The 22,771-nt window shown below is 72.4% G+C and carries 15 protein-coding genes and 1 riboswitch; of the genes, 5 read left to right on the top strand and 10 right to left on the bottom strand.

What is annotated here, in order from left to right; all coding sequences use genetic code 11:
• The first annotated feature begins 44 nt into the window (after nt 1-44).
• Nucleotides 45-656 (top strand): PadR family transcriptional regulator, encoded by a 612-nt coding sequence (locus tag ABZX96_RS09635; RefSeq protein ID WP_355540633.1) that lies wholly within the window; start codon nt 45-47, stop codon nt 654-656.
• Nucleotides 657-701: 45 nt separating this feature from the next.
• Here the strand turns inward: ABZX96_RS09635 and ABZX96_RS09630 are convergent, their stop codons facing one another.
• The 3 genes from ABZX96_RS09630 to ABZX96_RS09620 form a co-directional block, all read right to left on the bottom strand.
• On the bottom strand, nt 702-1,265 hold the full coding sequence (locus tag ABZX96_RS09630) for a hypothetical protein (protein ID WP_355540630.1): 564 nt from the start codon (nt 1,263-1,265) through the stop codon (nt 702-704).
• 122 nt (nt 1,266-1,387) lie between these two features.
• Nucleotides 1,388-2,287 (bottom strand): zinc metalloprotease HtpX, encoded by a 900-nt coding sequence (gene htpX, locus ABZX96_RS09625; protein ID WP_355540627.1) that lies wholly within the window; start codon nt 2,285-2,287, stop codon nt 1,388-1,390.
• A gap of 233 nt (nt 2,288-2,520) precedes the next feature.
• Complete coding sequence (locus ABZX96_RS09620) at nt 2,521-3,429, bottom strand: LLM class flavin-dependent oxidoreductase (RefSeq protein WP_355540624.1); 909 nt, start codon at nt 3,427-3,429, stop codon at nt 2,521-2,523.
• Between the two features lie 209 nt (nt 3,430-3,638).
• Here ABZX96_RS09620 and ABZX96_RS09615 point away from each other — a divergent pair, with 209 nt between their 5' ends.
• Nucleotides 3,639-4,610, top strand: a complete 972-nt coding sequence (locus tag ABZX96_RS09615) for an HAD hydrolase family protein (RefSeq protein WP_355540621.1) — start codon at nt 3,639-3,641, stop codon at nt 4,608-4,610.
• 171 nt (nt 4,611-4,781) lie between these two features.
• On the opposite strand, the gene ABZX96_RS09610 is transcribed toward ABZX96_RS09615, so the two are convergent.
• The 6 genes from ABZX96_RS09610 to hisC all read right to left on the bottom strand — a co-directional run bounded on the left by ABZX96_RS09610 (nt 4,782) and on the right by hisC (nt 16,488).
• Nucleotides 4,782-6,137 carry a peptidoglycan DD-metalloendopeptidase family protein gene (locus ABZX96_RS09610; protein ID WP_355540618.1) on the bottom strand — a complete coding sequence of 452 codons (1,356 nt, stop codon included), beginning with the start codon at nt 6,135-6,137 and terminating at the stop codon, nt 4,782-4,784.
• Between the two features lie 383 nt (nt 6,138-6,520).
• Nucleotides 6,521-8,200 carry a GAF domain-containing protein gene (locus ABZX96_RS09605; protein ID WP_355540942.1) on the bottom strand — a complete coding sequence of 560 codons (1,680 nt, stop codon included), beginning with the start codon at nt 8,198-8,200 and terminating at the stop codon, nt 6,521-6,523.
• Between the two features lie 160 nt (nt 8,201-8,360).
• Nucleotides 8,361-11,963 (bottom strand): thiol reductant ABC exporter subunit CydD, encoded by a 3,603-nt coding sequence (cydD, locus tag ABZX96_RS09600; RefSeq protein WP_355540615.1) that lies wholly within the window; start codon nt 11,961-11,963, stop codon nt 8,361-8,363.
• Between the two features lie 201 nt (nt 11,964-12,164).
• Entirely contained in the window at nt 12,165-13,244 is a 1,080-nt protein-coding gene (cydB, locus tag ABZX96_RS09595) for a cytochrome d ubiquinol oxidase subunit II (RefSeq protein ID WP_355540612.1), read from the bottom strand.
• Between the two features lie 9 nt (nt 13,245-13,253).
• Entirely contained in the window at nt 13,254-14,759 is a 1,506-nt protein-coding gene (locus ABZX96_RS09590; RefSeq protein ID WP_355540609.1) for a cytochrome ubiquinol oxidase subunit I, read from the bottom strand.
• Between the two features lie 649 nt (nt 14,760-15,408).
• Nucleotides 15,409-16,488 carry a histidinol-phosphate transaminase gene (hisC, locus tag ABZX96_RS09585; RefSeq protein ID WP_355540606.1) on the bottom strand — a complete coding sequence of 360 codons (1,080 nt, stop codon included), beginning with the start codon at nt 16,486-16,488 and terminating at the stop codon, nt 15,409-15,411.
• Nucleotides 16,489-16,963: 475 nt separating this feature from the next.
• On the opposite strand from hisC, the gene ABZX96_RS09580 reads away from it, so the two are divergent.
• From ABZX96_RS09580 to ABZX96_RS09570, 3 genes are all read left to right on the top strand, one after another.
• On the top strand, nt 16,964-18,064 hold the full coding sequence (locus ABZX96_RS09580; protein WP_355540603.1) for a LacI family DNA-binding transcriptional regulator: 1,101 nt from the start codon (nt 16,964-16,966) through the stop codon (nt 18,062-18,064).
• A gap of 294 nt (nt 18,065-18,358) precedes the next feature.
• Complete coding sequence (locus ABZX96_RS09575; RefSeq protein ID WP_355540939.1) at nt 18,359-19,429, top strand: metallophosphoesterase; 1,071 nt, start codon at nt 18,359-18,361, stop codon at nt 19,427-19,429.
• Nucleotides 19,430-19,628: 199 nt separating this feature from the next.
• Entirely contained in the window at nt 19,629-20,516 is an 888-nt protein-coding gene (locus ABZX96_RS09570) for a hypothetical protein (RefSeq protein WP_355540600.1), read from the top strand.
• A gap of 298 nt (nt 20,517-20,814) precedes the next feature.
• On the opposite strand, the gene thiC is transcribed toward ABZX96_RS09570, so the two are convergent.
• Nucleotides 20,815-22,584, bottom strand: coding sequence for a phosphomethylpyrimidine synthase ThiC (gene thiC, locus ABZX96_RS09565; protein ID WP_355540597.1), 1,770 nt, complete (start codon nt 22,582-22,584; stop codon nt 20,815-20,817).
• A riboswitch (TPP riboswitch) is annotated at nt 22,578-22,731 on the bottom strand. Its footprint overlaps the gene before it by 7 nt.
• Between the last annotated feature and the right edge of the window lie 40 nt (nt 22,732-22,771).

The raw sequence follows: 22,771 nt of genomic DNA, 5'->3' as shown, positions 1-22,771 counted from the left end.
GGTCCAGCTTTGACATGTCAACAGTGGAACGTGAGAATGGGGGCATGAGCCTGCGCCACGCTGTTCTCGGACTGCTCGCCGAAGCCCCGGCCAGCGGCTACGACCTGATGAAGCTGTTCGACGCGACACTCGCCAACGTCTGGCCCGCCACGCAGAGCCAGGTCTACGGCGAGCTGGGCAAGCTGACGACCTCCGGCCTCGCCGTGGTGGCGTCCCACGGCCCGCGCGGGCGCAAGGAGTACGCCATCACCGACGAGGGCCTGGCGGAGCTGCGGCGCTGGCTCATCGAGGAGGAGCCGAACGTCCCGACGCGCCACGCCGGCCTGCTGCGGGTCTTCTTCCTCGGCGTGCTCACGCCTCTCGAAGCCCAGATGTACCTGCTCCAGCAGGCGGAGAGCGCCGCCCGCGCCCACGCCGCCTACCGGCACATCGCCGAGAACGCGCGGTGGGACGACGAGATGCTGTCGGTGTACGGACGGATCGCGCTGGAATTCGGGCTCCGCCAGAGCGCGAGCATGGAGGAATGGGCGCGCTGGGCGGCCGACGAGGTCACCTCGGCACGCGCCGTTCAGGCCGGCGAGCTGGCCCGGCAGCAGGAAGGGCGCCACAAGACGACCGGGCCGGAGGAGGAGAAGAAGGCAGCGGCCGAGGGCTGAACGCGGACCGCGGCGAACGGGACGGGGCCCGTTCGCCGCACCGCCTCACAGCCCCGGCGCGCCCCACACGGGGAACCAGCGCGACAGGTCCTCCTCGATCACCAAGTCGTCCGCGAGCATCGCCCTGACCTGGAGTTCGAGTGGGTTGTCGCGCTTCTCGGCGGCCCCCGTGCGCGGGGCGAACGGGTAGAACGTCCCGCGTTTGTACAGGTAGACGAGGGCCAGTGAACGCCCGTCCGCGGCGCGGAAACCCATCAGGGAGCAGAGCAACTGCGGTCCGAACCCGGCGTCGGCCAGCGTTGTGTTGACCGCGTGCAGGTCGTTGACCAGGCCCGCCGTGTCCTCGGGCGCGTGACGGGCGAGCGCCCAGGTGTAGTCGTACGCGTCCACGGTGAACTCCACCGGAGCGTCCAGCAGCGCCCGCACCTCCTCCTGGAGACGGGCGAAAGCGCCTCCCTCGACGCCCGCGAAGCACACCGACCCCGCCCCCGTCGGCCGGAAACCCGCCGCGGCCTCCAGCGTGACGGCGGCCGACGGCAGCGCGAAGAGCCGGTCGAGGTCCGGGCGCACCGGCTTGCTGCGCCCCAGGATGACGTCCAGGAAACCCATCCGCGCCTGCTCCTTCCCCTCTGGGCCATTTCAGCGACGCCGCCGGCTCCAAGCGCCCCGCCACGAGGACAGCCGGGCGGCGCCCACGCCCCCGGCCGAACCACCTCAAGGATCCACCCGCCCTACGGCCGCCCGAGCTGCGCCGACAGCCGCCCCAACTGGTCCAGCCGCTTCTCCAGCGACGGGTGCGTGGACATCAGCGTCCCGAACCCCTCCTTAGTGAGCGCCGGCGCGAAGTAGAACGCGTTGAACGGCTCGGCCTGCCGCAGGTCACGCGTCGGGATCCGCGCCATCTGCCCGCTGACCTTGGTCAGCGCGGAGGCGAGCGAGGACGGCCGGCCGGTCAGGATCGCGGCGGCCCGGTCGGCCGACAGTTCCCGGTACCGGGACAGCAGCCTGGTCAGCAGGAAGCTGACGGCGTAGACGACGGCGCTGACGACGGTGACGACCAGTACCGCGACCGCCGCGTTGCTGTCGCGGTTGTTGCGTCCGATGCCGCCCCACAGCGCCGCCCGGGTGATGAGACCGGCCAGCACACCCAGGAACGAGGCGATCGTCATGACCACGACGTCGCGGTGCGCCACATGCGACAGCTCGTGGGCGAGCACCCCTTCCAGTTCGGCGGGCTCCAGCCGCCGCAGCAGTCCCGTGGTCGCGCACACCATGGAGTTCTTGCGGTTGCGGCCGGTGGCGAACGCGTTGGGGACGTCCGACTGGGCGACGGCCACCCGCGGCTTGGGCATGTCGGCCAGCGCGCACAGCCGGTCCACGGCGCCGTGCAACTCCGGCGCCTCCTGTGGAGTGACCTCGCGGGCGCCCATGCTGAACGCCGCGATGCGGTCGCTGAACCAGAACTGACCGACGAACATCGCGCCCGTAAGGAGCAGCACCACCACCCACGCGCCCTTGAGCAGAACCACCAAGGCGCCCACGACGACCACGTACAGCAGACCGAGGAGGAACATCGTCAGGACCATGCGGGACGTCAGGCCGCGGTCGGGGGCAAATCGGGTATGTGCCATGAGCTCTCCGTCCTTCCGGGCAAACGGAGTACCCCCGAACGGCCAAGTCGTCCCGAGCGAGCACGGACCACCCCGAGCGGGCACGGACCACCCCGGGCGGGCACGCCTGCCCCGGACGGCCAGGCCCTCCGGGAGCCGGCCGGCTCGCCCGTACGGCGGAGTTCCTTCCAGGCTACGCGCACCCGCCCGAACCGTCCCGGGACGCCGCCCCCGCGGCTCACCGCGGCTGCTCGTCATCCCAACCGGGGCAGCGCCTCAGTGGCGATCCGTTCGTACACCGACTCGTCGGCCGCGAAGACGGTGCCCGGGACGGGTTCGTGGACGACGATCTCGGTGATGCCGAGTTCCGCGTGCCGCCCTGCGAAGTCCACGAAGGCGTCCACGGACCGCAGCGGATCGTTCTTGTCGGGCGTGAAGCCGGTGAGCAGCACCTTGTCCAGGGTGTCCGGGTCCCGCCCCAGGTCCGCGCAGGCCTTGCCGAGCCGCTCGATCTGGTCCCGGATGGCGTCGCGCGACTGCCGCGGCGTACCCGCCTCGGAGAGCCGCGGGTCGCCGGTGGTGACCCACGCCTGCCCGTACTCGGCCGCGAGCCTCATCCCGCGCGGCCCGGTGGCGGCCACCGCGAAGGGAAGCCGCGGGCGCTGGACGCAGCCGGGGATGTTTCGGGCCTCGTCGGCGGAGTAGTGGGTGCCCCGGTGGGTCACGGCGTCCTCGGTGAGCAACCGGTCCAGCAGCGGGACGAACTCGGCGAACCGGTCGGCCCGCTCGCGCGGCGTCCACGCCTCCCGGCCCAGCGCGGTGGCGTCGAAACCACTGCCGCCGGCACCGATGCCCAGGGTGAGCCGCCCGCCCGAAATGTCGTCGAGCGTGATCAGTTCTTTGGCGAGCGTGACCGGGTGGCGGAAATTGGGGGAGGTGACGAGCGTGCCCAGGCGCAGCCGTTCGGTCACGGTGGCCGCCGCGGTCAGGGTCGGGATCGCGCCGAACCACGTCGTGTCGCGGAAGCTCCGCCAGGACAGGTGGTCGTAGCTGTACGCGGCGTGAAACCCCAGGTCCTCGGCCCGCTCCCACGACCTGCGACCACCTTCGTGCCAGCGGCGGACGGGAAGGATCACCGTACTCAGGCGCAGAGGAGTCGACATGCCGACAGCCTACGGCGAACGCCTCATAAACCACTGTGGGCGCATATGCCTCAGTAGTCACAGGAGTACGGGCGTACCGCCGGTGTGCGCTCCACTGGGATGCTCGTTCCTCGCTCGGCGGGCCTTGTGGCGCCCCTGTACGGAAAACACGCCCCCGTCAAGCTCAGGCGCGCAACCCGTCGCACGCTTGTGCGTGCATATGCGCGAAGATGGTTCCCGTGACTGATGCCGCCGCCACGCCGCCCCTGGTGCCCTCCCCGCCGGCCCGTCCCGTACGGCTGATCGCCACCGACCTGGACGGCACCCTGCTCCGTGACGACAGATCGGTCTCCGACCGCACCGTCGCCGCGCTCGTCGCCGCGGAACGGGCGGGCATCGAGGTCTTCTTCGTCACCGGCCGGCCCGCTCGCTGGATGGACATCGTCAGCGACCACGTCCACGGCCACGGCCTGGCGATCTGCGCGAACGGCGCCGCCGTCGTCGACCTGCACCGCGGCGGGCGCATCGTCGAGGTCGACCCGCTGGCGCGCACCGACGCGCTGGCCGTGGTGCAGGCCCTGCGCGCCGTCGCGCCCGGTACGTCCTTCGCGGTGGAACGCACCACCGGGATCGCCTACGAGCCGGAGTACCCGCCCTTCTACCTCGACCCGGCCGTCGTGATCGCCCCCGTCGAGAAACTCCTCGCCGAGGACCCCCAGGACCCCGAGGAGCCGGGGGCCCCCTGTCCCTCGGAGACCGTCGGCCCGGTCGCGGAGTCCCACGCGGTGACGGACGAGGCGGCAGCCGCGGCGGGCACGGACCGGCCGGTCCTCAAGCTCCTGGCCCACCACCCCGACCTGGACCCGGACGCCTTCCTCGCCCTCGCCCGCGAGGCGGCGGGCGATCTCGCCGCCTTCACCCGCTCCAGCCCCACCGCCCTCCTGGAGATCAGCGGCCTCGGCGTCAGCAAGGCAGGCACGCTCGCGCGGTGCTGCGCCGAGCGCGGGATCAGCCCGGAGGAGGTCGTCGCCTTCGGGGACATGCCGAACGACATCGAGATGCTGACCTGGGCGGGCACCTCGTACGCCATGGCCAACGCCCACCCGGACGTGCTGGCCGCCACCACGCATCGCACGGCCGCCAACACGGAGGACGGCGTGGCGGCCGTCATCGAACGCATAGTCGAGCGGCAGCAGGGGTAGGAGAGCAGCGGTATCGGACGGTCCGATGCCCGGCCGCCCTCCTCGTCGGAGGGTCCGGCGCCTGGCCGCCTTCTTCGAACGGTCCGCCGCCCGGTCGCCTTCTTCGAACGGTCCGCCGCCCGGTCGCCACGCCGCCTCCGGACACCCCAACGCGCCTCCGGGCCGCCCCGTTCACACCACCACCCCCCGCTGCCGCAGCCACGGCACCGGATCGACCGCCGAGCCCAGGTCCGGCGTGCGGCGGACCTCGAAGTGCAGGTGGGGGCCGGTGGAGTTGCCGGTGTCTCCGGACAGGGCGATGCGCCGGCCGGACCGTACGCGCTGGCCCGGGGCCACCAGGGCCGCGGACAGGTGCGCGTACTGGGAGTACACGCCGTCCGCATGGCGTACGACCATGCTGATCCCGAAGGCGTCACCGCAGGTCACCCTGATGACGCGGCCCTCGCCGACGGCGCGTACGGACGTCCCCACCGGCACCGCGAAGTCCTGGCCCGTATGGGTGGAGGCCCAGCGGGCGCCGGTGCCCCCGAAGGGCGCCGACAGGGTGTAGCGCTCCACGGGCGTAACCCAGCGCGTGCCGGTGGCAGGCATCGGCGCGTGGCGCGCGGCGACGGCGGAGGTCGCGCTGGGCAAGCCGGTGCAGTCGCCACTGATGGCTGCCTCTGTGGCCAGCCACCGCAGCCGTTCGCGCGCCTCTTCCAGGTGGCGGCGGGTCCGGGAGCGTTCGGCGTACAGCTTTCCCTGCCGCCCGTCGAGCTCCGCCGAACGGTCGCCGGCCGCCTCGCTGCGCGCCGCCAGCGCCTGGGTCGCGCGCAGTGCGCCGTGCAAACGCGCCGCGAGCGCCTGCTCTTGGCGCTCCGTGTTCCCGCTTCCCCGCTGTTCGGTGCTTCTTCCCCGGTCGGTGCCTGCCTTTCGCCCAGCCGAAGCGCCGGCCGGAACGCCAGCCGAAGCGCCGGACGAAACACCGGCCGGAACGCCGGACGAAACACCGGCCCGAGCGTGTGAGTCCCCCAGCACCCCCGCCACGGACCGCAGCGGGCCTCCGGTCCGGTAACGGGCGCTGGCGAGATGCCCCACCGAGCGCCACAGGCGGGTGGCCTCGCGGCGCGCCCTGCCCAGCGCCGCGAGGAGCCGACCCGTTCTGACGCGCTGGGCCCGGGCTGCCCGCGCCCCTTCCTCGTAACGCCGTTCGCCCCGGGCCTCGGCCTCGGCGGACCGGATCACCTCCAGGCTCACGTCCGCCAGCCTCCCGGCACGCCCGCCCGGCCCCTGCCGCGCGACCGGCTGAGCTCCGCCCCACGGCGGCACCGCACCGGCACCCATCGCGGCGGCCTCCATCGGCAGTGGCCCGCTCCTCCGAGCGCCCGCACGCCGCAGACCACTCCGGCGGGCCGGAACCGGCTCCTCGGTCGGCCCCGTCTGCGGCCCGTCGTCCCCCGACGGCCCCGCCCGGACCGGTACGGGCCCCCGCGCCGCCCCGGCCGCGGCCACCTCGCCCCCCGGCATGGCCGTCAGCAGCACCGCCATCGCCCACACCGTGGCCGCGTGCCGGCGCCTCGCCGCCACCCCGCGTCGAACCGTCCCCGCCGGTGCGGGAGCGATGCGCGGACGGCGGGGCCATGGGGTCCGCCGCCCGCCAGATCCTCGTGGGCCTCCCGGGGCCCCCGCCACCGACGGCCCCCGCCGGCGTCGTGCTCTCCATGCCCCTCGGGGGCTCCATGGTCTCCGTGACCCTGACGAACCACGTCGGCCCGGCAATGACACATATGGACACATATGCCGATAATTACTCGGCCGACGAGGCAGACGTGGGAGGTCGTTTCCCCCGCCCCTCCCGAAAGCCCCGTATGGAGCAGCGGCCCGGCCACCTCAGATGCCCCGGGCCCACCGGGCACCACCCCCGCGCCCCCTCACAAAGGCGCCTCCCACCGCACCGTCGTCCCGCCGCCGCCTTCCCCCAGCCCCGGCCCGTACGTGCTGGAACCGCCCAGTTCCTCGGCGCGCCGCGCCAGGTTCCGCAGGCCGCTGCGCCGGCCGCCCTCCGGGATGCCCACGCCGTCGTCCGCGACGGTGAGCCGTACGCCCTCGCGCCCGTCCGGGAGCGTGACCGTCGCGTCCACCACGACCTCGATCCGCGACGCGTGGGCGTGCCGGAAGGCGTTGGACAGCGACTCGCGCAGCGCAGCGACGAGGTTCTTGCCGGTGCGCTCGCCGACCCGCGCGTCCACCGCCCCGGTGAAGGTGACGGACGGCTGGAAGCCCAGCGGCGCGGCGGCGGTGCCGATCTCGCGCAGGACGCGGGTCCGCAGGCCGGTCGGCGCCTCGTTCGGGCCCTGCTGCAGCGCGAAGATCGCGGTACGGATCTCCTGGATGGTGGTGTCGAGTTCGTCGACCGCCTGGCCCACGCCGTCCCGTACCTCCGGTACGACCGACCGGCGCTGGGCGCTCTCCAGCATCATGCCGGTCGCGAACAGCCGTTGGATGACGAGATCGTGCAGGTCACGGGCGATCCGGTCGCGCTCCTCGTAGACGGCGAGCCGTTCGCGGTCGCGCCGCGCCTCGGCCAGGACGAGCGCCAGCGCGGCCTGCGCGGCGAACTGCGCGGCCAGCCTCCGTTCCGCCGCGCCGAAGGGCCGTCCGCCGCGCGCCCGTGGGGTGGCGAGGGTGCCCAGCACCCGGCCGCCGCTCTTGAGCGGCAGCAGCATGCTCGGGCCGAACCGCGCGGCGGCCTCCGTGATCATCCGGGGGTCGGTGGCCGAGTCGTCCACGAACACCGGCTCTCCGGCGAGCAGCCGGGACGCGACCGGGCTGTCCGGCGGCATGTGCACTCCCATGAGTCCGGTGGTGTCCTCGCCCGACACCGCGACGATCTCCAGGCCGCCGTCCTCGGCGGGCAGCAGCACGATCCCGGCGGCGGAGTCCGCCAGCCGCCGGGCGTGCTCCGCCACGACCGCCAGCGCGTCGTCCACGTCGCTGCCGGCCAGCAACGCCGTGGTCACGGCCACCGAACCGTCGATCCACCGCTCCCGCTGGCGGATCGCCGCGTACATCCGGGCGTTGCCGATGGCGATGCCCGCCTCGGTGGCGAGCACCCGCACCATGTGCAGGTCGCCCTCGCTGAACTCGCCGCCGCCGCGCTTCTCGGTCAGGTAGAGGTTGCCGAAGATCTCGCCCTGGACGCTGATGGGGACGCCGAGGAACGTCCGCATCGGCGGATGTCCCGGCGGGAAGCCGGCCGACCGGGGGTCCATGGTCAGGTCGGCGAGCCGCAGCGGCCGGGGGTCGTGGACGAGCGCGCCGAGCAGGCCCTTGTGCCCGTTCGGGAGCTTGCCGATCCGCTCGTGCGTCGCGCCGTTCACTCCGTACGTGACGAAGTCGGACAGTCCTTCGCGGGCGTCGTCGATGATGCCGATCGCGGCGTACCGGGCGTCGGCGAGCTCCGCCGCGGTCTGCACGATGCGGTCGAGCGTGATGTGCAGGTCCAGGCCCGCGCCGACGGTCCGCATCGCCTCCAGGAGCTGCGGAACCCGGGCGGTCAGCTCGGTCGACAGGCCCTGGAGACTGCGCGTCGCCTCGGTGGCGGCGTCCATGGGTTCGGGGGGTCCTGCCGTGACTGCCATGCCCAGAGCCTAATTAGCGGCTTTTCTCATCGAAAGTCGGCTATACGGCTGGTGGGGACGTGCGCGGGGGTCGCGGCTTCCCTTCGGCGCGGGTGCGCGGGGAGGGCGGATACCGGACGGGATGCCGAGCTCACACCGTCTCCCTCTCCCGCACCCCGCGCTCGTCCACCGCCCGCTCCCGCTCCAGCATCCGCCGGAACGGGCCGTCGGCCGCCGCCAGCGCCGCGTACGTGCCGCGCTGCACGGGTCGGCCCCGGTCCAGCACCAGGACCTCGTCCACCGCGTCCAGCCCGGTCAGCCGGTGCGTGATCAGTACCGTCGTCCGGCCCTCGGTCGCCCGCAGCAGGTCGGCCGTCAGGGCGTCGGCGGTGGCCAGGTCGAGGTGTTCGGCGGGCTCGTCCAGAACGAGGACGGGGAAGTCGGCCAGCAGGGCGCGGGCCAGGGCCAGGCGCTGGCGCTGACCGCCGGAGAGGCGGGCGCCGTGCTCGCCGACCATGGTGTCCAGGCCGTCGGGCAGTCCCCGCACCCAGGTGTACAACCGCGCCCGTGCCAGCGCCGCCCACAGCTCCGGTTCGGTGGCGTCCGGACGGGCGAGCCGCAGGTTCTCCCGCACGGAGCTGTCGAAGAGGTGGGCGTCCTGCGCGCACAGGCCGACCAGTCGCCGCACCTCGTCGCCCGCCGGCTCCGCGGCGTCCACGCCGCCGAGCGTGTACGTCCCGGACTCGCGGTCCAGGAAGCGCAGCAGCACCTGCGCCAGCGTCGTCTTGCCCGAGCCGGACGGCCCGACCACGGCGATCCGGTGGCCGGGGGTCAGCGTCAGGTCCACCCCGTCCAGCGCGGGCCGGTCCTGCGTCCCGTACCGGGCGCTCAGACCCCGTACGACCAGTGGGAACGGGGAACGGGGCGGGTCCGCGGGCGCGGCCGGCTCGCGCACCGGCTCGGGGGCGTCCAGAACCTCGAAGACGCGCTCGGCGGCCCGGCGGGTGCGCTGCCGGTACTGCACGGCGAGCGGCAGTCCGGCGACGGCCTCGAAGACGGCGAGCGGCATCAGGACGACGACCGCGAGGCAGACGCCGGACAGCCGCCCCGCGTGCACCGCCTGGACGCCGACGGCCGCCGAGGCGGCCACGGTCAGGCCGCACAGCAGCGCGGACAGTCCGGCGCCCGCCCCGGCGGCGACGGCCGAGCGGGACGCGATCCGGGTCAGCTCCTGGTCGGCGAGCCGGGTCTGCCGGGTACGGGCGCGCAGGGCACCGGCCACCGTCAGCTCGGCCGTCCCGGAGAGCAGGTCGACGACGCGGGCGGACAGGTCGCCGCGGGCCGGAGCCAGCCGCCGTTCGGCGCGCCGGGCCAGGAGCCCGGACAGCGCGGGCACACCGGCGCCCGCCAGCAGCAGCCCCGCGGCGAGCACGGCCCCCGCCTCCGGCAGCAGCCACGCGGTGAAGCCCACCGAACCGGCCCCGACCACCACGGCCGCCCCCACGGGCAGCAGCCACCGCAGGAAGTGGTCCTGCACGGCGTCCACGTCCGCGACCAGCCGGGAGAGCAGGTCGCCGCGCCGGCGCCGCTGGAGCCCGGCCGGCGCCAGCCGCTCCAGCCGCCGGTAGACCGTGACGCGCAGGTCCGCCAGCATCCGGAACACCGCGTCGTGCGCCACCAGCCGCTCCGCGTACCGGAACACCGCCCGGCCGATGCCGAACGCCCGGGTCGCGGTCACCGCCACCATCAGGTACAGCACCGGGGGCTGCTGCGACGCCCGCGAGATCAGCCAGCCGGACGTGGCCATAAGGCCCACCGCGCTGCCCACCGCCGCGCTGCCCAGCAGCAGCGCCAGCGCGAACCGGCCGCGCCGCGCCCGGGCCAGCTGCCGCATCCGGGCCACGGCCGATGCCTTCACCGGGCGATCGGTGGCCTCGGCGTCGGGGGTGATGGGCGACGAGGACGCGGCGGGCGCGGAGCCCGACGCCTCGGCCGGGCCCGCTTGCTCGTCCGCGACGGACGCGGAGACCGCGGCCCCGGCCGTGCCCGCTGCCCCGTCCACGACGGGTATGGGGCCCGATCCCGCTCCCCCGTCCTCGGTGACCGGCGCCTCAGCGGAGACCGCCCCTTCCAGCCGCACCACCCGGTCCGCGACCGCGAGCAGCGCCGGGCGGTGGACGACCAGCAGGACCGTCCGCCCGGCCGCCAGCCGCCGCACGGCCGAGACGACCGCGGCCTCGGTCTCCCCGTCCAGGTTCGCCGTCGGCTCGTCGAGCAGGAGGACCGGGCGGTCTGCGAGGAACGCGCGGGCCAGCGCCAGGCGCTGCCGCTGGCCCGCCGACAGGCCCGCGCCGTCCTCACCGAGCACGGTGTCCGGACCGGCGGGCAGCGCGGCCACGAAGTCCCACGCCCCCGCGTCCGCCAGGGCCGCGCGCACCGCCACCTCGTCCGCGTCCGGACGGGCCAGCCGGACGTTCTCGGCGATGGTGCCCGCGAACAGGTACGGGCGCTGCGGCACCCAGGCGATCTTCCGCCGCCAGCTCTCCGGGTCGATCGAGGCCAGGTCGTGCCCGTCGACCAGGACCCGGCCGGCGGCGGGCGGGGTGAAGCCGAGCAGCACGTTCAGCAGCGTGCTCTTCCCGGCGCCGGAGGGGCCGACCAGGGCCACCGTCTCACCGGGCCGCACCTCGAAGGAGGTCTCGGCCAGGCTGGGCGCGGGCCGGCCGGGGTGGCGTACCACCAGGTCGCGTACGGACAAGGCGGTGCCGTCCGGCGCGGGCGCGCCACCATGGGCCGGGAGTTCGGTCTCCAGCACCGCGAAGATCTCCTCGGCGGCCGACAGCCCCTCCGCCGCCGCGTGGTACTGCGCGCCCACCTGCCGCAGCGGCAGGTACGCCTCCGGCGCCAGGACCAGCACCACCAGTCCCGTGTACAGGTCGAGGTCACCGCTGACCAGCCGCATGCCGATGCCGACCGCAACCAGCGCCACGGAGATCGTCGCGAGGAGTTCCAGGACGAAGGAGGAAAGGAAGGCGATGCGCAAGGTACGCAGGGTGGCGCGGCGGTACTCGCCGGTGATCTCCCGGATGGCCGCGGCCTGGGCCTTGGCACGTCCGAAGACCTTGAGCGTCGGCAGGCCCGCGACCACGTCCAGGAAGTGGCCGGAGAGCCGGGCGAGCAGCTGCCACTGGCGGTCCATCCGTGCCTGGGTGACCCAGCCGATGAGGACCATGAACAGCGGGATCAGCGGCAGCGTGACGACGATCGTCGCCGCCGATATCCAGTCGCCGACCACGACCCGGACCAGGACGGCGATGGGTACGACGACGGCGAGCCCCAGTTGGGGGAGGTAGCGCGCGAAGTAGTCGTCGAGAGCGTCGATGCCGCGGGTGGCGAGCGTGGTGAGCTCGCCGGTGCGCTGGGTGCCGAGCCAGCCGGGACCTAGCGCGGTGGCCCGGTTCAGGAGCCGCGTCCGCAGCGTGGACTTCACCGACGCGCTCGCCCGGTGGGCCGCCAGCTCGGTGCACCAGGACACCAGCCCGCGGCCGACCGAGACCAGCGCCAGAAGGGCCAACGGGGTGCCCAGATCACCGAGATCCCGGCCGTGCTGGAAGGCACCGACCACGATCTCGGCGATGAGCATGGCCTGGGCCACGACCAGGCCCGCCCCGGCCAGCCCAAGCATCACCACGGCGACGAGGAAGACACGGGTGGCACGGGCGTGCCGAAGCAGGCGTGGGTCGACCGGTTTCACGTGAAACACCGTCCTCGCGGGCCGGGCAGGCGGGCTTGGCCGACCGGTTTCACGTGAAACACGCGAACCGGCCAGGGGCACTGACTGACCGGTTTCACGTGAAACATCGCTCTCGCGAACCGGTCAGGTCGTTGGCTGAACAAGCGGCACTGATCGGTTTCACGTGAAACACCGTTCTCGCGAACCGGCCAGGCCAGTTGACTATCGGGACGGCGCGCCGGTCACTTCGTGGACCGGCGAACCGCTGGGCGCGGCGGGCTCACTCGGGGCTGCGGTGCCGCCGTGCGCGTCGGCGATGTGCTGGGTTCCGATGCGCTTGCGGAAGACCCAGTACGTCCATGCCTGGTAGAGCAGCACGATCGGGGTGGCGATGGCGGCACACCAGGTCATGATCTTGAGGGTGTACGCGCTGGACGCGGCATTGGAGACCGTCAGGTTCCAGCCCTCGTTCAGCGTGGACGGCATGACGTTCGGGAACAGCGTCAGGAACAGCATGGCCACCGCGGCCACGGCCGTGACGCCGGACAGCGCGAACGCCCAGCCCTCGCGACCCCGTTGGTTCGCCCCCAGCGCCGCGACCAGCGCCAGCACCGCGACGACCAGGGCGACCAGGCTCGCACCGTCCCCGTTGTCCGCCTGGGTCCACACCAGGAAGCCGAGCGCGAGCACGGCCGTGACCAGCCCCATGACTCCGGCCATTCGACGCGCCCGGGCCCGGATGTCCCCCACCGTCTTGAGCGCCGCGAACACCGCGCCGTGGAAGGTGAACAGCGTCAGCGTGACCAGGCCGCCGAGGATCGCGTACGGGTTCAGGAGATCCAGGAGGTTCCCGGCGTACTCCTTGTGCGCGTCGATCGGCACGCCGCGCACGATGTTCCCGAAGATCACGCCCCACAGCACCGCCGGGATCAGCGAGGCCCAGAAGATCGCGTGCTCCCAGTTGCGCTGCCAGCGCTCCTCGGGCCGCTTGGCGCGGTACTCGAAGCCCACACCGCGCACGATCAGGCAGAAGAGGATGACCAGCAGCGGCAGGTAGAAGCCGGAGAACAGGGTGGCGTACCACTCGGGGAAGGCCGCGAACATCGCGCCGCCCGCGGCGACCATCCACACCTCGTTGCCGTCCCAGACCGGGCCGATGGTGTTGATCAGCACCCGCCGCTCGGCCCGGTCCCGGGCCAGCAGCTTGGTCAGCACGCCGATGCCGAAGTCGAATCCTTCGAGGAAGAAGTACCCGGTCCACAGCACGGCGATGAGTACGAACCAGACGTCGTGGAGTTGCACGGTCACCTCCTAGTACGAGAAGGCCATCGGCCGGTCGGCGTTCTGGTCGCCGCCGATCCGGGTGGGCGGGTTGAGGTCGGAGTCGGACAGCTCCGGCGGGCCGGCCTTGACGTACTTGACCAGCAGCCGGATCTCGATCACGGCGAGCAGCGCGTACAGCGCGGTGAAGCCGATCAGCGAGGTCAGCACCTCGCCCTGCGAGACGCCAGGCGACACCGCGTCCGCGGTCTTCAGGACGCCGTACACCGCCCAGGGCTGGCGGCCGTTCTCGGTGAAGATCCAGCCCCACGAGTTCGCGATCAGCGGGAACCCGATGGTGAGCAGCGCCAGCCACCAGTAGCCCTTGGCCCAGCGCCCGCTCAGCGCCCGGTCCCGGGTGAGGGCCAGGTGGGGTGGCTCCTCCTCCCCCGTGCGCAGCCGGGGCGCGAGCCAGAACTTCTTACGGGTGAGCCACAGCCCGAGCACACCGACGACGAAGGACGTCATGCCGAAGCCGATCATCCAGCGGAAGCCCCAGTAGGCCACGGGGATGTTGGGCCGGTAGTCACCCGGTCCGTACTTCTGCTGCTCGGCCTTGTTGACGTCGTTGATGCCGGGGACGGGCGAGCTGAAGTCGTTGTGCGCCAGGAAGGACAGCAGCCCGGGCACCTCGATGGCGACCTTGTTGTGCCCCTTGTCGACGTCCCCGTACGCGAAGATCGAGAACGGCGCCGGCTCCTCCTTGTCCCACAGCGCCTCGGCCGCGGCCATCTTCATCGGCTGCTGCCGGAACATGACCTTGCCGAGCGAGTCGCCGCTGATCGCGGTGAACAGTCCCGCGATCACCAGGGTGATCAGACCGAGCCGCAGCGAGGTCTTCATGACCTTGATGTGCTTCTTGCGCAGCAGGTGGTACGCGGCGATGCCCACCATGAACGCGGCGCCCGTGAGGAAGGCGGCGGCCAGCGTGTGGAAGACGACGACCAGGGTGGTGTCCTGGGTGAGCACCTTCCAGAAGTCGGTCAGCTCGGCCCGCTTGGTGGCGGGGTTGTACTTGTAGCCGACCGGGTGCTGCATCCAGGAGTTGGCCGCGAGGATGAAGTACGACGACAGGATCGTGCCGATCGAGACCATCCACATGCAGAAGCAGTGGATCTTCTTGGGCAGCTTGTCCCAGCCGAAGATCCACAGGCCGATGAAGGTGGACTCGAAGAAGAAGGCGATCAGCGCCTCGAACGCGAGCGGGGCGCCGAAGATGTCACCGACGAAGCGCGAGTAGTCGGACCAGTTCATCCCGAACTGGAACTCCTGGACGAGGCCCGTGACGACACCCATCGCGATGTTGATCAGGAAAAGCTTGCCCCAGAACTTCGTCGCCTTGAGGTACTTCTCCTTGCCCGTCCGCACCCACGCGGTCTCCAGCCCGGCCACCAGCGCGGCGAGGGAGATCGTCAGCGGGACGAACAGGTAGTGGTAGACGGTCGTGATGCCGAACTGCCAACGCGCCAGGGTCTCCGGCGCCAACGCCAGTTCCACGTGCGTGACTCCTTACGGTCGCCGTTCACCGCGCCGTTACTTCCCGTTTGTCGTGTACAAACCCACACAATCCGGGACGCGCTTGTGAACGCGTTCACATTCACAAGCATTATCTCCCACACGGTTTCGGCCATATCGCCGGGGGGTGCGTGACAGTGGTCACCTCGCGGACGACGCCGGTCCGCGCCCGGCCAGCAGTCGGCCCGGGTCCGCGCCCGCGATGCCTCGCCCCTCCCCTGACGAGCGCGAGCGCGGGCGAGGGCTCGTGGGCAGATGGCGGGTGATTTGTTGGTACCGGTGAACGCCGGGGGCGTTGTCCTCAATCGCCGGACGGGCTGGAAATGGCCGCCCGCAGCCCACCAGGCGGCCCGAGCGGACCGGGCCACGCCGGAGGCTGCGTCCTCAATCGCCGGACGGGCTTGATGCGACCGACCCGCCGCCCCTCATGCGGTCCGGACTGAAGAAGCGAGGCGACCGTCGCCCCCGGGTTCCGCGCCCAAACGAAAGGGGAGACGAGCCTCTGCCCGTCTCCCCTGGTTCAGCGCACACACGACCGGATCCGGCGGACCGCGAGCCGGGGGCGCCCCGGTACCCGCGGCGCCACGGGCCAAAGCTCCCGCCCCGGCCCGTCACCCGCTCGCGCTCGCCCTCACAGCTCCTTGCGGAACTCCTCCGCCGCCCGGAGGAACAGCTCCATCGCCTCCGGCTCGCCGATCGTCACGCGCACGCCCTCGCCCGCGAACGGCCGGACCACCACACCGGCCCGCTCGCACGCCGCCGCGAAGTCGAGCGTCCGCTCGCCCAGCCGCAGCCAGACGAAGTTGGCCTGCGACTCCGGCACCGTCCACCCCTGGCCGAGCAGCGCGTCCCGCACCCGGGTCCGGTCGGCGACCAGCGTCTCCACCCGCTCCGCCAGCGCGTCCTCGCTGCGCAGCGAGGCCACCGCGGCCTCCTGCGCGAGCTGGCTCACCCCGAAGGGCACCGCGGTCTTGCGCAGCGCCGCGGCCACCGGCTCGTGCGCCACCGCAAACCCGACCCGCAGGCCGGCCAGCCCGTACGCCTTGGAGAAGGTGCGCAGCACGCACACGTTCGGCCGGTCCCGGTAGAGCTCGACGCCGTCGGGCACCTCGGGGTCCCGGATGAACTCCCGGTACGCCTCGTCCAGCACCACCAGCACGTCCCCGGGCACCCGGTCCAGGAAGGACTCCAGCTCGGCGCGGCGGACGACGGTGCCGGTGGGGTTGTTGGGGTTGCAGACGAAGATCAAACGGGTCCGGTCGGTCACCGCGGCCAGCATGGCGTCCAGGTCGTGCACCTCACCGGAGGTCAGCGGGACCTGCACGGACGTGGCGCCGGAGACCTGCGTGACGATCGGGTACGCCTCGAAGGACCGCCAGGCGTAGATCACTTCGTCCCCGGGGCCCGCCGTGGCCTGGACGAGCTGTTGGGCCACGCCCACCGAGCCGGTACCGGTGGCCAGGTGCTCCACCGGCACGGAGAACCGTTCCGCCAGCTCGGCCATCAGTCCCGTGCAGGCCATGTCGGGGTACCGGTTGAACTCCCCGGCCGCGGCGACCGCGCGCTCCAGGACGCCCGGCAGCGGCGAATAGGGGTTCTCGTTGGAGGACAGCTTGTATGCCACGGGGCCCCCGGCCGCCGCCGGCTTGCCCGGCTTGTAGGTGGGGATGCCGTCCAGCGCGGCACGCAGCTTCGGGGTCTTCTCACTCACCGCAGGTCCTCCTCGTTCGTCCCGCCCGGCGCCAAGCCAATACTGCACACCTTATGAGGATTGCTCTTCCAGGCGTAGGGCTTGCTTTTCCCGGCACCTTGGCACTCGGCCCGACGGGGGGCGGCTCCGCCCGCTCCCGCCTGGGTGCGTCCGGCCCGCGGCTCCGTCGGGCGGAGCCCTCGCGGCTCGCGTTCCGCCCCCGCGCGCGGCGATCGGGGAGCGCCCTCCGCCACGGCGCGCGCCGGTGGCTCACGCCGTGGCGCGCGTCCCCCGTGAAGGTGACTTGAGCCGACCGCGATGCCTGGACCAATCGGCAGGCGAGTCCCGCCGATCGATGAATAGACCACCGGAATCCCCGCCAACCCCCTCCGGTTCCAAGGTCATTGCTCGGTCAGGAGCATGCAGAAACGTGCCTTTCCACGGACGCCCGCACACCCCCGCGACCGGACCGCACGAGCCCTACTATCAGGTCGCCATGACAGCAGCAGGGAAGCACCAGGTGAGCCGGTCAACCGGTCGCCGGTTGGGGCGGGCAGGCATCCGGGACGTGGCCGCCGCAGCCGGGGTATCCATCACGACCGTCTCCGACGCGCTCAACGGCAAGGGCCGGCTTCCGGATGCCACCCGTCGCCACGTCCGCGAGGTCGCCGACCGGTTGGGCTACCGCCCTTCCGCCGCCGCCCGCACCCTCCGTACCGGCAAGTCAGGGCTCATCGGCCTGACCGTGACGACGTACGGGGATGAACCTTTCACCTTCACCGAGTTCGCGTACTTCGCCGAGATGGCCAGAGCGGCCACCTCCGCCGCGCTCGCCCGGGGCTACGCCCTGGTCATCCTGCCCGCGACCTCCCGCCACGACGTCTGGTCCAACGTCGCGCTGGACGGCACGGTCGTCATCGACCCGGCCGACGGCGACCCGGTGGTCACCGAGCTCGTCCGGCACGGCATCCCGGTCGTCTCCGACGGCCGGCCCGGCGGCAAGCTGCCCGTCACCGCCTGGGTCGACAACGATCACGAAGCGGCCGTCCTCGGCCTGCTCGACCACCTCGCCGACGCCGGCGCCCGCCGCATCGGCCTCCTCACCGGCACCACCACGGACACCTACACGCGGCTGTCCACCACGGCCTACATCCAGTGGTGCGAGCGCGTCGGACAGGACCCGGTGTACGAGTCCTACCCGGCCCACGACCCGTGTGCCGGCGCGGTGGCCGCCGACCGGCTGCTGGCCCGCGCCGACCGCCCCGACGCGGTGTACGGCCTCTTCGACCCCAACGGGACCGATCTCCTCGCCGCCGCCCGCCGCTACGGCCTGCGCGTACCCGACGACCTGCTGCTGGTGTGCTGCAGCGAGTCCACCGTCTACGCCACGACCGAGCCCCCCATCACCACGCTCTCCCTCAAACCCCGCCGCATCGGCACCGCCGTCGTCCAGCTCCTCATCGACGCCATCGAAGGGCTGGACAGCGGTCGCCGGGTCGAGCAGGTGATACCGACCGACCTGATCGTGCGCACGTCCTCCCAGCGGGACCGTCCGCGCGCGGTCATCAGCCCCCCGCGCGGCCCGGCCGACGCCTGAGCCGCGCAAGGACGGGCGTCCGGCCCGCGGATCCCGCCGGTCCGGGCCGCTTCCACGGCGTCCGGACACTCCCGGCGCGGGCCACGCGTACGGCGTGCCGAAAAGCGCCGGACACTCCCGGAGGCAGGGCGAAAAAGAGCGCTATACCAGGACGAAACAGCCAGGAATGCCGGGCGCCCGCCGATTCACCACCCCCTGGTGCGTCACAACCCGCGAGCGGCATTCCTATGATGGGCGCACGACACCACGGACCGCCGTCGACCAGGCAAGGTCCGCGAGGTGCACGGCGGCGCGATGGTGGAGGGGTCGATGACTCAGGGGGCCGGTCAAGGACCCATGGTGTGGACCGAGGCAGCACCACCTCCGGTGCCGCCCCTGCCCCCCGTGCCACCCTCCGTTCCGCCGGCCGGCGAGCTGCCCGACGGCTACACCCCCACCGAGCGCGACCTGCCGGTCCTCGGCCCGCGCGGAGCCACCCGCACGGACACCCTCATCGACCGCCCGACCGTCGATCTGGCGGCGGTCCCGGAGACCGCCGTACCCGACGGACCGGGCCCCCTGTATGTCGTCGGTGACGTGCACGGTTACTACGACGAGCTGCGCGCGGCGCTCGCCGCCGAGGGCCTCGTCGACGCCAACGGCACCTGGGCCGCCGGCAACACCCGCCTGTGGTTCCTCGGCGACTTCACCGACCGCGGCCCGGACGGCATCGGCGTCATCGACCTGGTCATGCAGCTCTCCGCCGAGGCCGCGGCGGCCGGCGGCTACTGCAAGGCCCTCATGGGCAACCACGAACTGCTCCTGCTGGGCGCCAAGCGGTTCGGCGACACCCCGGTGGGCTCCGGTGCCGGCACCGCGTCCTTCCAGGCGGCCTGGCTGCTCAACGGCGGCCAGAAGAACGACATGGACCGCCTCCAGGACCACCACGTCCAGTGGATGTCCCGCCTCGACGCGGTGATGGAGGAGGACGGGAACCTGCTCCTGCACTCCGACACCACCGCCTACCTGGAGTACGGCCAGACCATCGAGGACGTCAACGACACCGTCCACGAGGTGCTCAACCGCGGCGACGCCGACGAGTGCTGGGAACTGTTCCGCAAGTTCACCAAGCGCTTCGCCTTCCGCGACGACGCGGGCCCGCAGGCCGTCCGCGAACTGCTCGACGCGTACGGCGGCGAGCGCGTCGTCCACGGCCACAGCCCGATCCCCTACCTGCTGGGCGAGGTCGGCACGGAGGACGACGAGAGAGACGGCATCGCGGTCGCGGGACCGCACGTGTACGCCGACGGGCTGGCCATCGCCATGGACGGCGGGGTCACGATGGCCGGAAAACTCCTCGTGGTGCAACTCCCCCTGACTGACTGAGCGCCGACCGGGCAGGTGTACGCCAGGTCGGCATTCGGCGGATCGGGGGCGCCGGTCGGAGCGGGCCCGATTTCCGCGAATACCCTGTCACCCCGTGCCGGGGGCGCTCTACCATCGGTCTATCCGTAGCAGGCTCTCCTCCGTTTCCGCCCACTGCCCGGCCTCAGCCGGCCTGTACGGCCCTACGGAGCATCGGGGGATGCACATGAACAGCGCTCCGCACCTGCGACACGAGGACCGCGCGGAATTCGCGCGGCTCCTCGATGAGGCGCTGCGCGCCGCGGAATACCGACCGGATCCGGCCTCCGCGGCGGGAAACCGCCTCAACACCGAGCAGTTGCGCACCATGGCGCTCAGCGCCACGACCGCCATCGCCGCCTGTGCGACGGCCGAGTACCAGCACTACGTCAAGCTCCGCGACGAGCTGCGCGCCCCGGCCTCCCCGGCCGCCGGAAACGGCAACGGTCAGGGGAAGCAGGGGAACACGTCCGCGAACGTGGACCTGGCCGCGGCCGTGAGCGACGCCGCCGAGCCCGCGGGCGCCGGACTGACCGCGGTGATCATGGTCTTGGCCCCGGTCCTGGCCGGGGTCGCCGCCATTCTGTTCCTGCTCATCGGCTACATCCTCCGGGGGGTCGGGCCGGAACAGACCGCGGCCGAGCCGCTGATCAACGTCGGCTGGGTGTTCGGGGGCATCGCCGCCGCCGGGCTGCTCGTCGCGATGGCCGGCATGGTGCTCACCGCCCTGCGCAACGGCGCCACGTCGACGCGCGCCGGGCACGTCCGGGGCCCCGCACGGGAAGTCGAGCTCGCCCGGGAGGCGTGGCGCGAAGCCCTCCTGGAGCGCGGCCTGCACCCGTTCCTGCGCGAGGCACTCAAGCAACCACCCATGGGGCCCGTCCGCGGCGCCTCCCGCTACGTGCCGCGGCGCGGCAGTGAAGCCGAAGGCCGGATCCCTGCCCTCGGCTACTCGCGCCCCGACTTCACCAGCCCGGACGGCGGACCGCCCGCCGCTCCCCGACCCCGCTTCACCAGCCCGGACTTCACCAGCCCCGACTACGGAGGTCCCGACCACCAGCCGGACTGACCCGCCACACCCGCCCGCCGCCGGGCAGGCCGCGAGGTGCCGCCCACGCGGTCACCGGGCAACGGAGGAGACGCGGCCGACCGCGACGGCACGGCGGGCCACCACGGGCAGTGCGGCGCAGCCGGGCCGCTGATGATCAGCGGCCCGGCTGTCGCCGTTGTCGGCGGACGTGCGGATGCGCGGGCCGCCCGACTGCGGGCGGGGGGCGGCTACTGACGGCGTGCGGCTACGGGTGCCGACCGGCCTGGGGAGTCCGCTCCCGGTCGGTCCGTGGCCCTCGTCGCCGTACTCCGTGCGCTCAGTCGGCGATCGGCAGGTACACGCGGTTGCCCGCCGCCGCGAACTCCTTCGACTTCTCCGCCATCCCGGCCTCGACGTCGACGGCCAGGTCGCCGCCGTGCTCGCGGCGGATGTCCTGGGAGATCTTCATCGAGCAGAACTTCGGCCCGCACATGGAGCAGAAGTGCGCCGTCTTCGCCGGTTCGGCCGGCAGGGTCTCGTCATGGAAGGCCCGTGCCGTCTCCGGGTCGAGCGCCAGGTTGAACTGGTCCTCCCAGCGGAACTCGAACCGCGCGTCGGACAGCGCGTCGTCCCACTCCTGCGCCCCCGGGTGGCCCTTCGCCAGGTCGGCGGCGTGTGCCGCGATCTTGTAGGTGATGACGCCGGTCTTCACGTCGTCGCGGTCGGGCAGGCCCAGGTGCTCCTTGGGGGTGACGTAGCAGAGCATCGCGGTACCCCACCAGGCGATCATCGCGGCGCCGATGCCGGAGGTGATGTGGTCGTAGGCGGGCGCGATGTCGGTGGTCAGCGGGCCGAGGGTGTAGAACGGCGCCTCCTCGCAGATCTCCTGCTGGAGGTCGATGTTCTCCTTGATCTTGTGCATCGGGACGTGCCCCGGGCCCTCGATCATGGTCTGCACACCGTGCCGCTTGGCGATGGTGTTGAGTTCGCCCAGGGTGCGCAGCTCCGCGAACTGCGCCTCGTCGTTGGCGTCGGCGATCGAGCCCGGCCGCAGGCCGTCACCCAGGGAGTACGTGACGTCGTACGCCGCCAGGATCTCGCAGAGCTCCTCGAAGTGCGTGTAGAGGAACGATTCCTTGTGGTGCGCCAGGCACCAGGCGGCCATGATCGAACCGCCGCGGGAGACGATGCCCGTCTTGCGGCGGGCCGTCAGCGGCACGTACCGCAGCAGCACGCCGGCGTGCACCGTCATGTAGTCCACGCCCTGTTCGGCCTGCTCGATGACGGTGTCCTTGTAGATCTCCCAGGACAGCTCCTCCGCCTTGCCGTCGACCTTCTCCAGGGCCTGGTAGAGGGGGACGGTGCCGATGGGGACGGGGGAGTTGCGCAGCACCCACTCGCGGGTGGTGTGGATGTTGCGGCCGGTCGAGAGGTCCATGACCGTGTCCGCGCCCCAGCGGGTCGCCCAGGTCATCTTCTCCACCTCCTCCTCGATGGAAGAGGTGACGGCGGAGTTGCCGATGTTGGCGTTGACCTTCACCAGGAAGTTCTTGCCGATGATCATCGGCTCGATCTCCGGGTGGTTGACGTTCGCCGGCAGGACGGCACGTCCGGCCGCGATCTCGTCGCGGACGAACTCGGGCGTGACGTTCTCGCGGAGGGCGACGTACTCCATCTCCGCGGTGATCTCGCCGCGCCGCGCGTAGGCGAGCTGCGTGACGGGGCGGCCGTCCCGGCTGCGGCGGGGCAGCCGGGGGCGGCCGGGGAAGACCGCGTCGAGGTTCTTCAGGCCGCCGCGCGGGGAGGTGTGCTTGAGGCCGTCGTCCTCGGGCCGCGGCGGGCGGCCCGGGTACTCCTCGGTGTCGCCCCGGGAGATGATCCAGTTCTCCCGCAACGGGGCGAGGCCGCGGCGGACGTCCGTTTCGATGTTCGGATCGGTGTACGGCCCCGACGTGTCGTACAGCGTCACGTCCTTGCCGTTGGTGAGGTGCACCCGCCGGACCGGGACCCGGAGGTCCGGCCGCGAACCGGTGAGGTAGCCCTTGTGCCAGCCGATCTCCTGGGCGGAGCCACTGGTTTCGGACACGCGTGCATCCTGCAGAGTCATGAAGACCCACTCCCTACGCCGGCATTACCCGGTAACAGGTTCGGCGGTCGACGCAGCGGTTTCCGTGTCCGACGCCGGCTGGTGCCGGCGGCCCACGGAGGTCAGCGCCCTCTCAGCCCGGTGCTCCGAGCTCCCGCGATTGCAAAGGTGCCCCTACGGTAGCCGCCGATGTGGCGCGGTGCACAGG

The organism is Streptomyces sp. NPDC003077, from assembly GCF_040611095.1.
In the GTDB taxonomy this organism is placed as follows: Bacteria; Actinomycetota; Actinomycetes; order Streptomycetales; family Streptomycetaceae; genus Streptomyces.
The sequence above is the reverse complement of the archived record's forward strand: the minus strand, read 5'-3'. Positions and strand labels throughout refer to the sequence as shown.

Coding starts and splice junctions, on each gene's coding strand:
- ABZX96_RS09635 (WP_355540633.1), top strand. CDS start 45: ATGAGCCTGCGCCACGCTGTTCTCGGACTGCTCGCCGAAGCCCCGGCC.
- ABZX96_RS09630 (WP_355540630.1), bottom strand. CDS start 1,265: ATGGGTTTCCTGGACGTCATCCTGGGGCGCAGCAAGCCGGTGCGCCCG.
- htpX (WP_355540627.1), bottom strand. CDS start 2,287: ATGGCACATACCCGATTTGCCCCCGACCGCGGCCTGACGTCCCGCATG.
- ABZX96_RS09620 (WP_355540624.1), bottom strand. CDS start 3,429: ATGTCGACTCCTCTGCGCCTGAGTACGGTGATCCTTCCCGTCCGCCGC.
- ABZX96_RS09615 (WP_355540621.1), top strand. CDS start 3,639: ATGGTTCCCGTGACTGATGCCGCCGCCACGCCGCCCCTGGTGCCCTCC.
- ABZX96_RS09610 (WP_355540618.1), bottom strand. CDS start 6,137: ATGGCGGTGCTGCTGACGGCCATGCCGGGGGGCGAGGTGGCCGCGGCC.
- ABZX96_RS09605 (WP_355540942.1), bottom strand. CDS start 8,200: ATGGACGCCGCCACCGAGGCGACGCGCAGTCTCCAGGGCCTGTCGACC.
- ABZX96_RS09580 (WP_355540603.1), top strand. CDS start 16,964: ATGACAGCAGCAGGGAAGCACCAGGTGAGCCGGTCAACCGGTCGCCGG.
- ABZX96_RS09575 (WP_355540939.1), top strand. CDS start 18,359: ATGGTGGAGGGGTCGATGACTCAGGGGGCCGGTCAAGGACCCATGGTG.
- ABZX96_RS09570 (WP_355540600.1), top strand. CDS start 19,629: ATGCACATGAACAGCGCTCCGCACCTGCGACACGAGGACCGCGCGGAA.
- thiC (WP_355540597.1), bottom strand. CDS start 22,584: ATGACTCTGCAGGATGCACGCGTGTCCGAAACCAGTGGCTCCGCCCAG.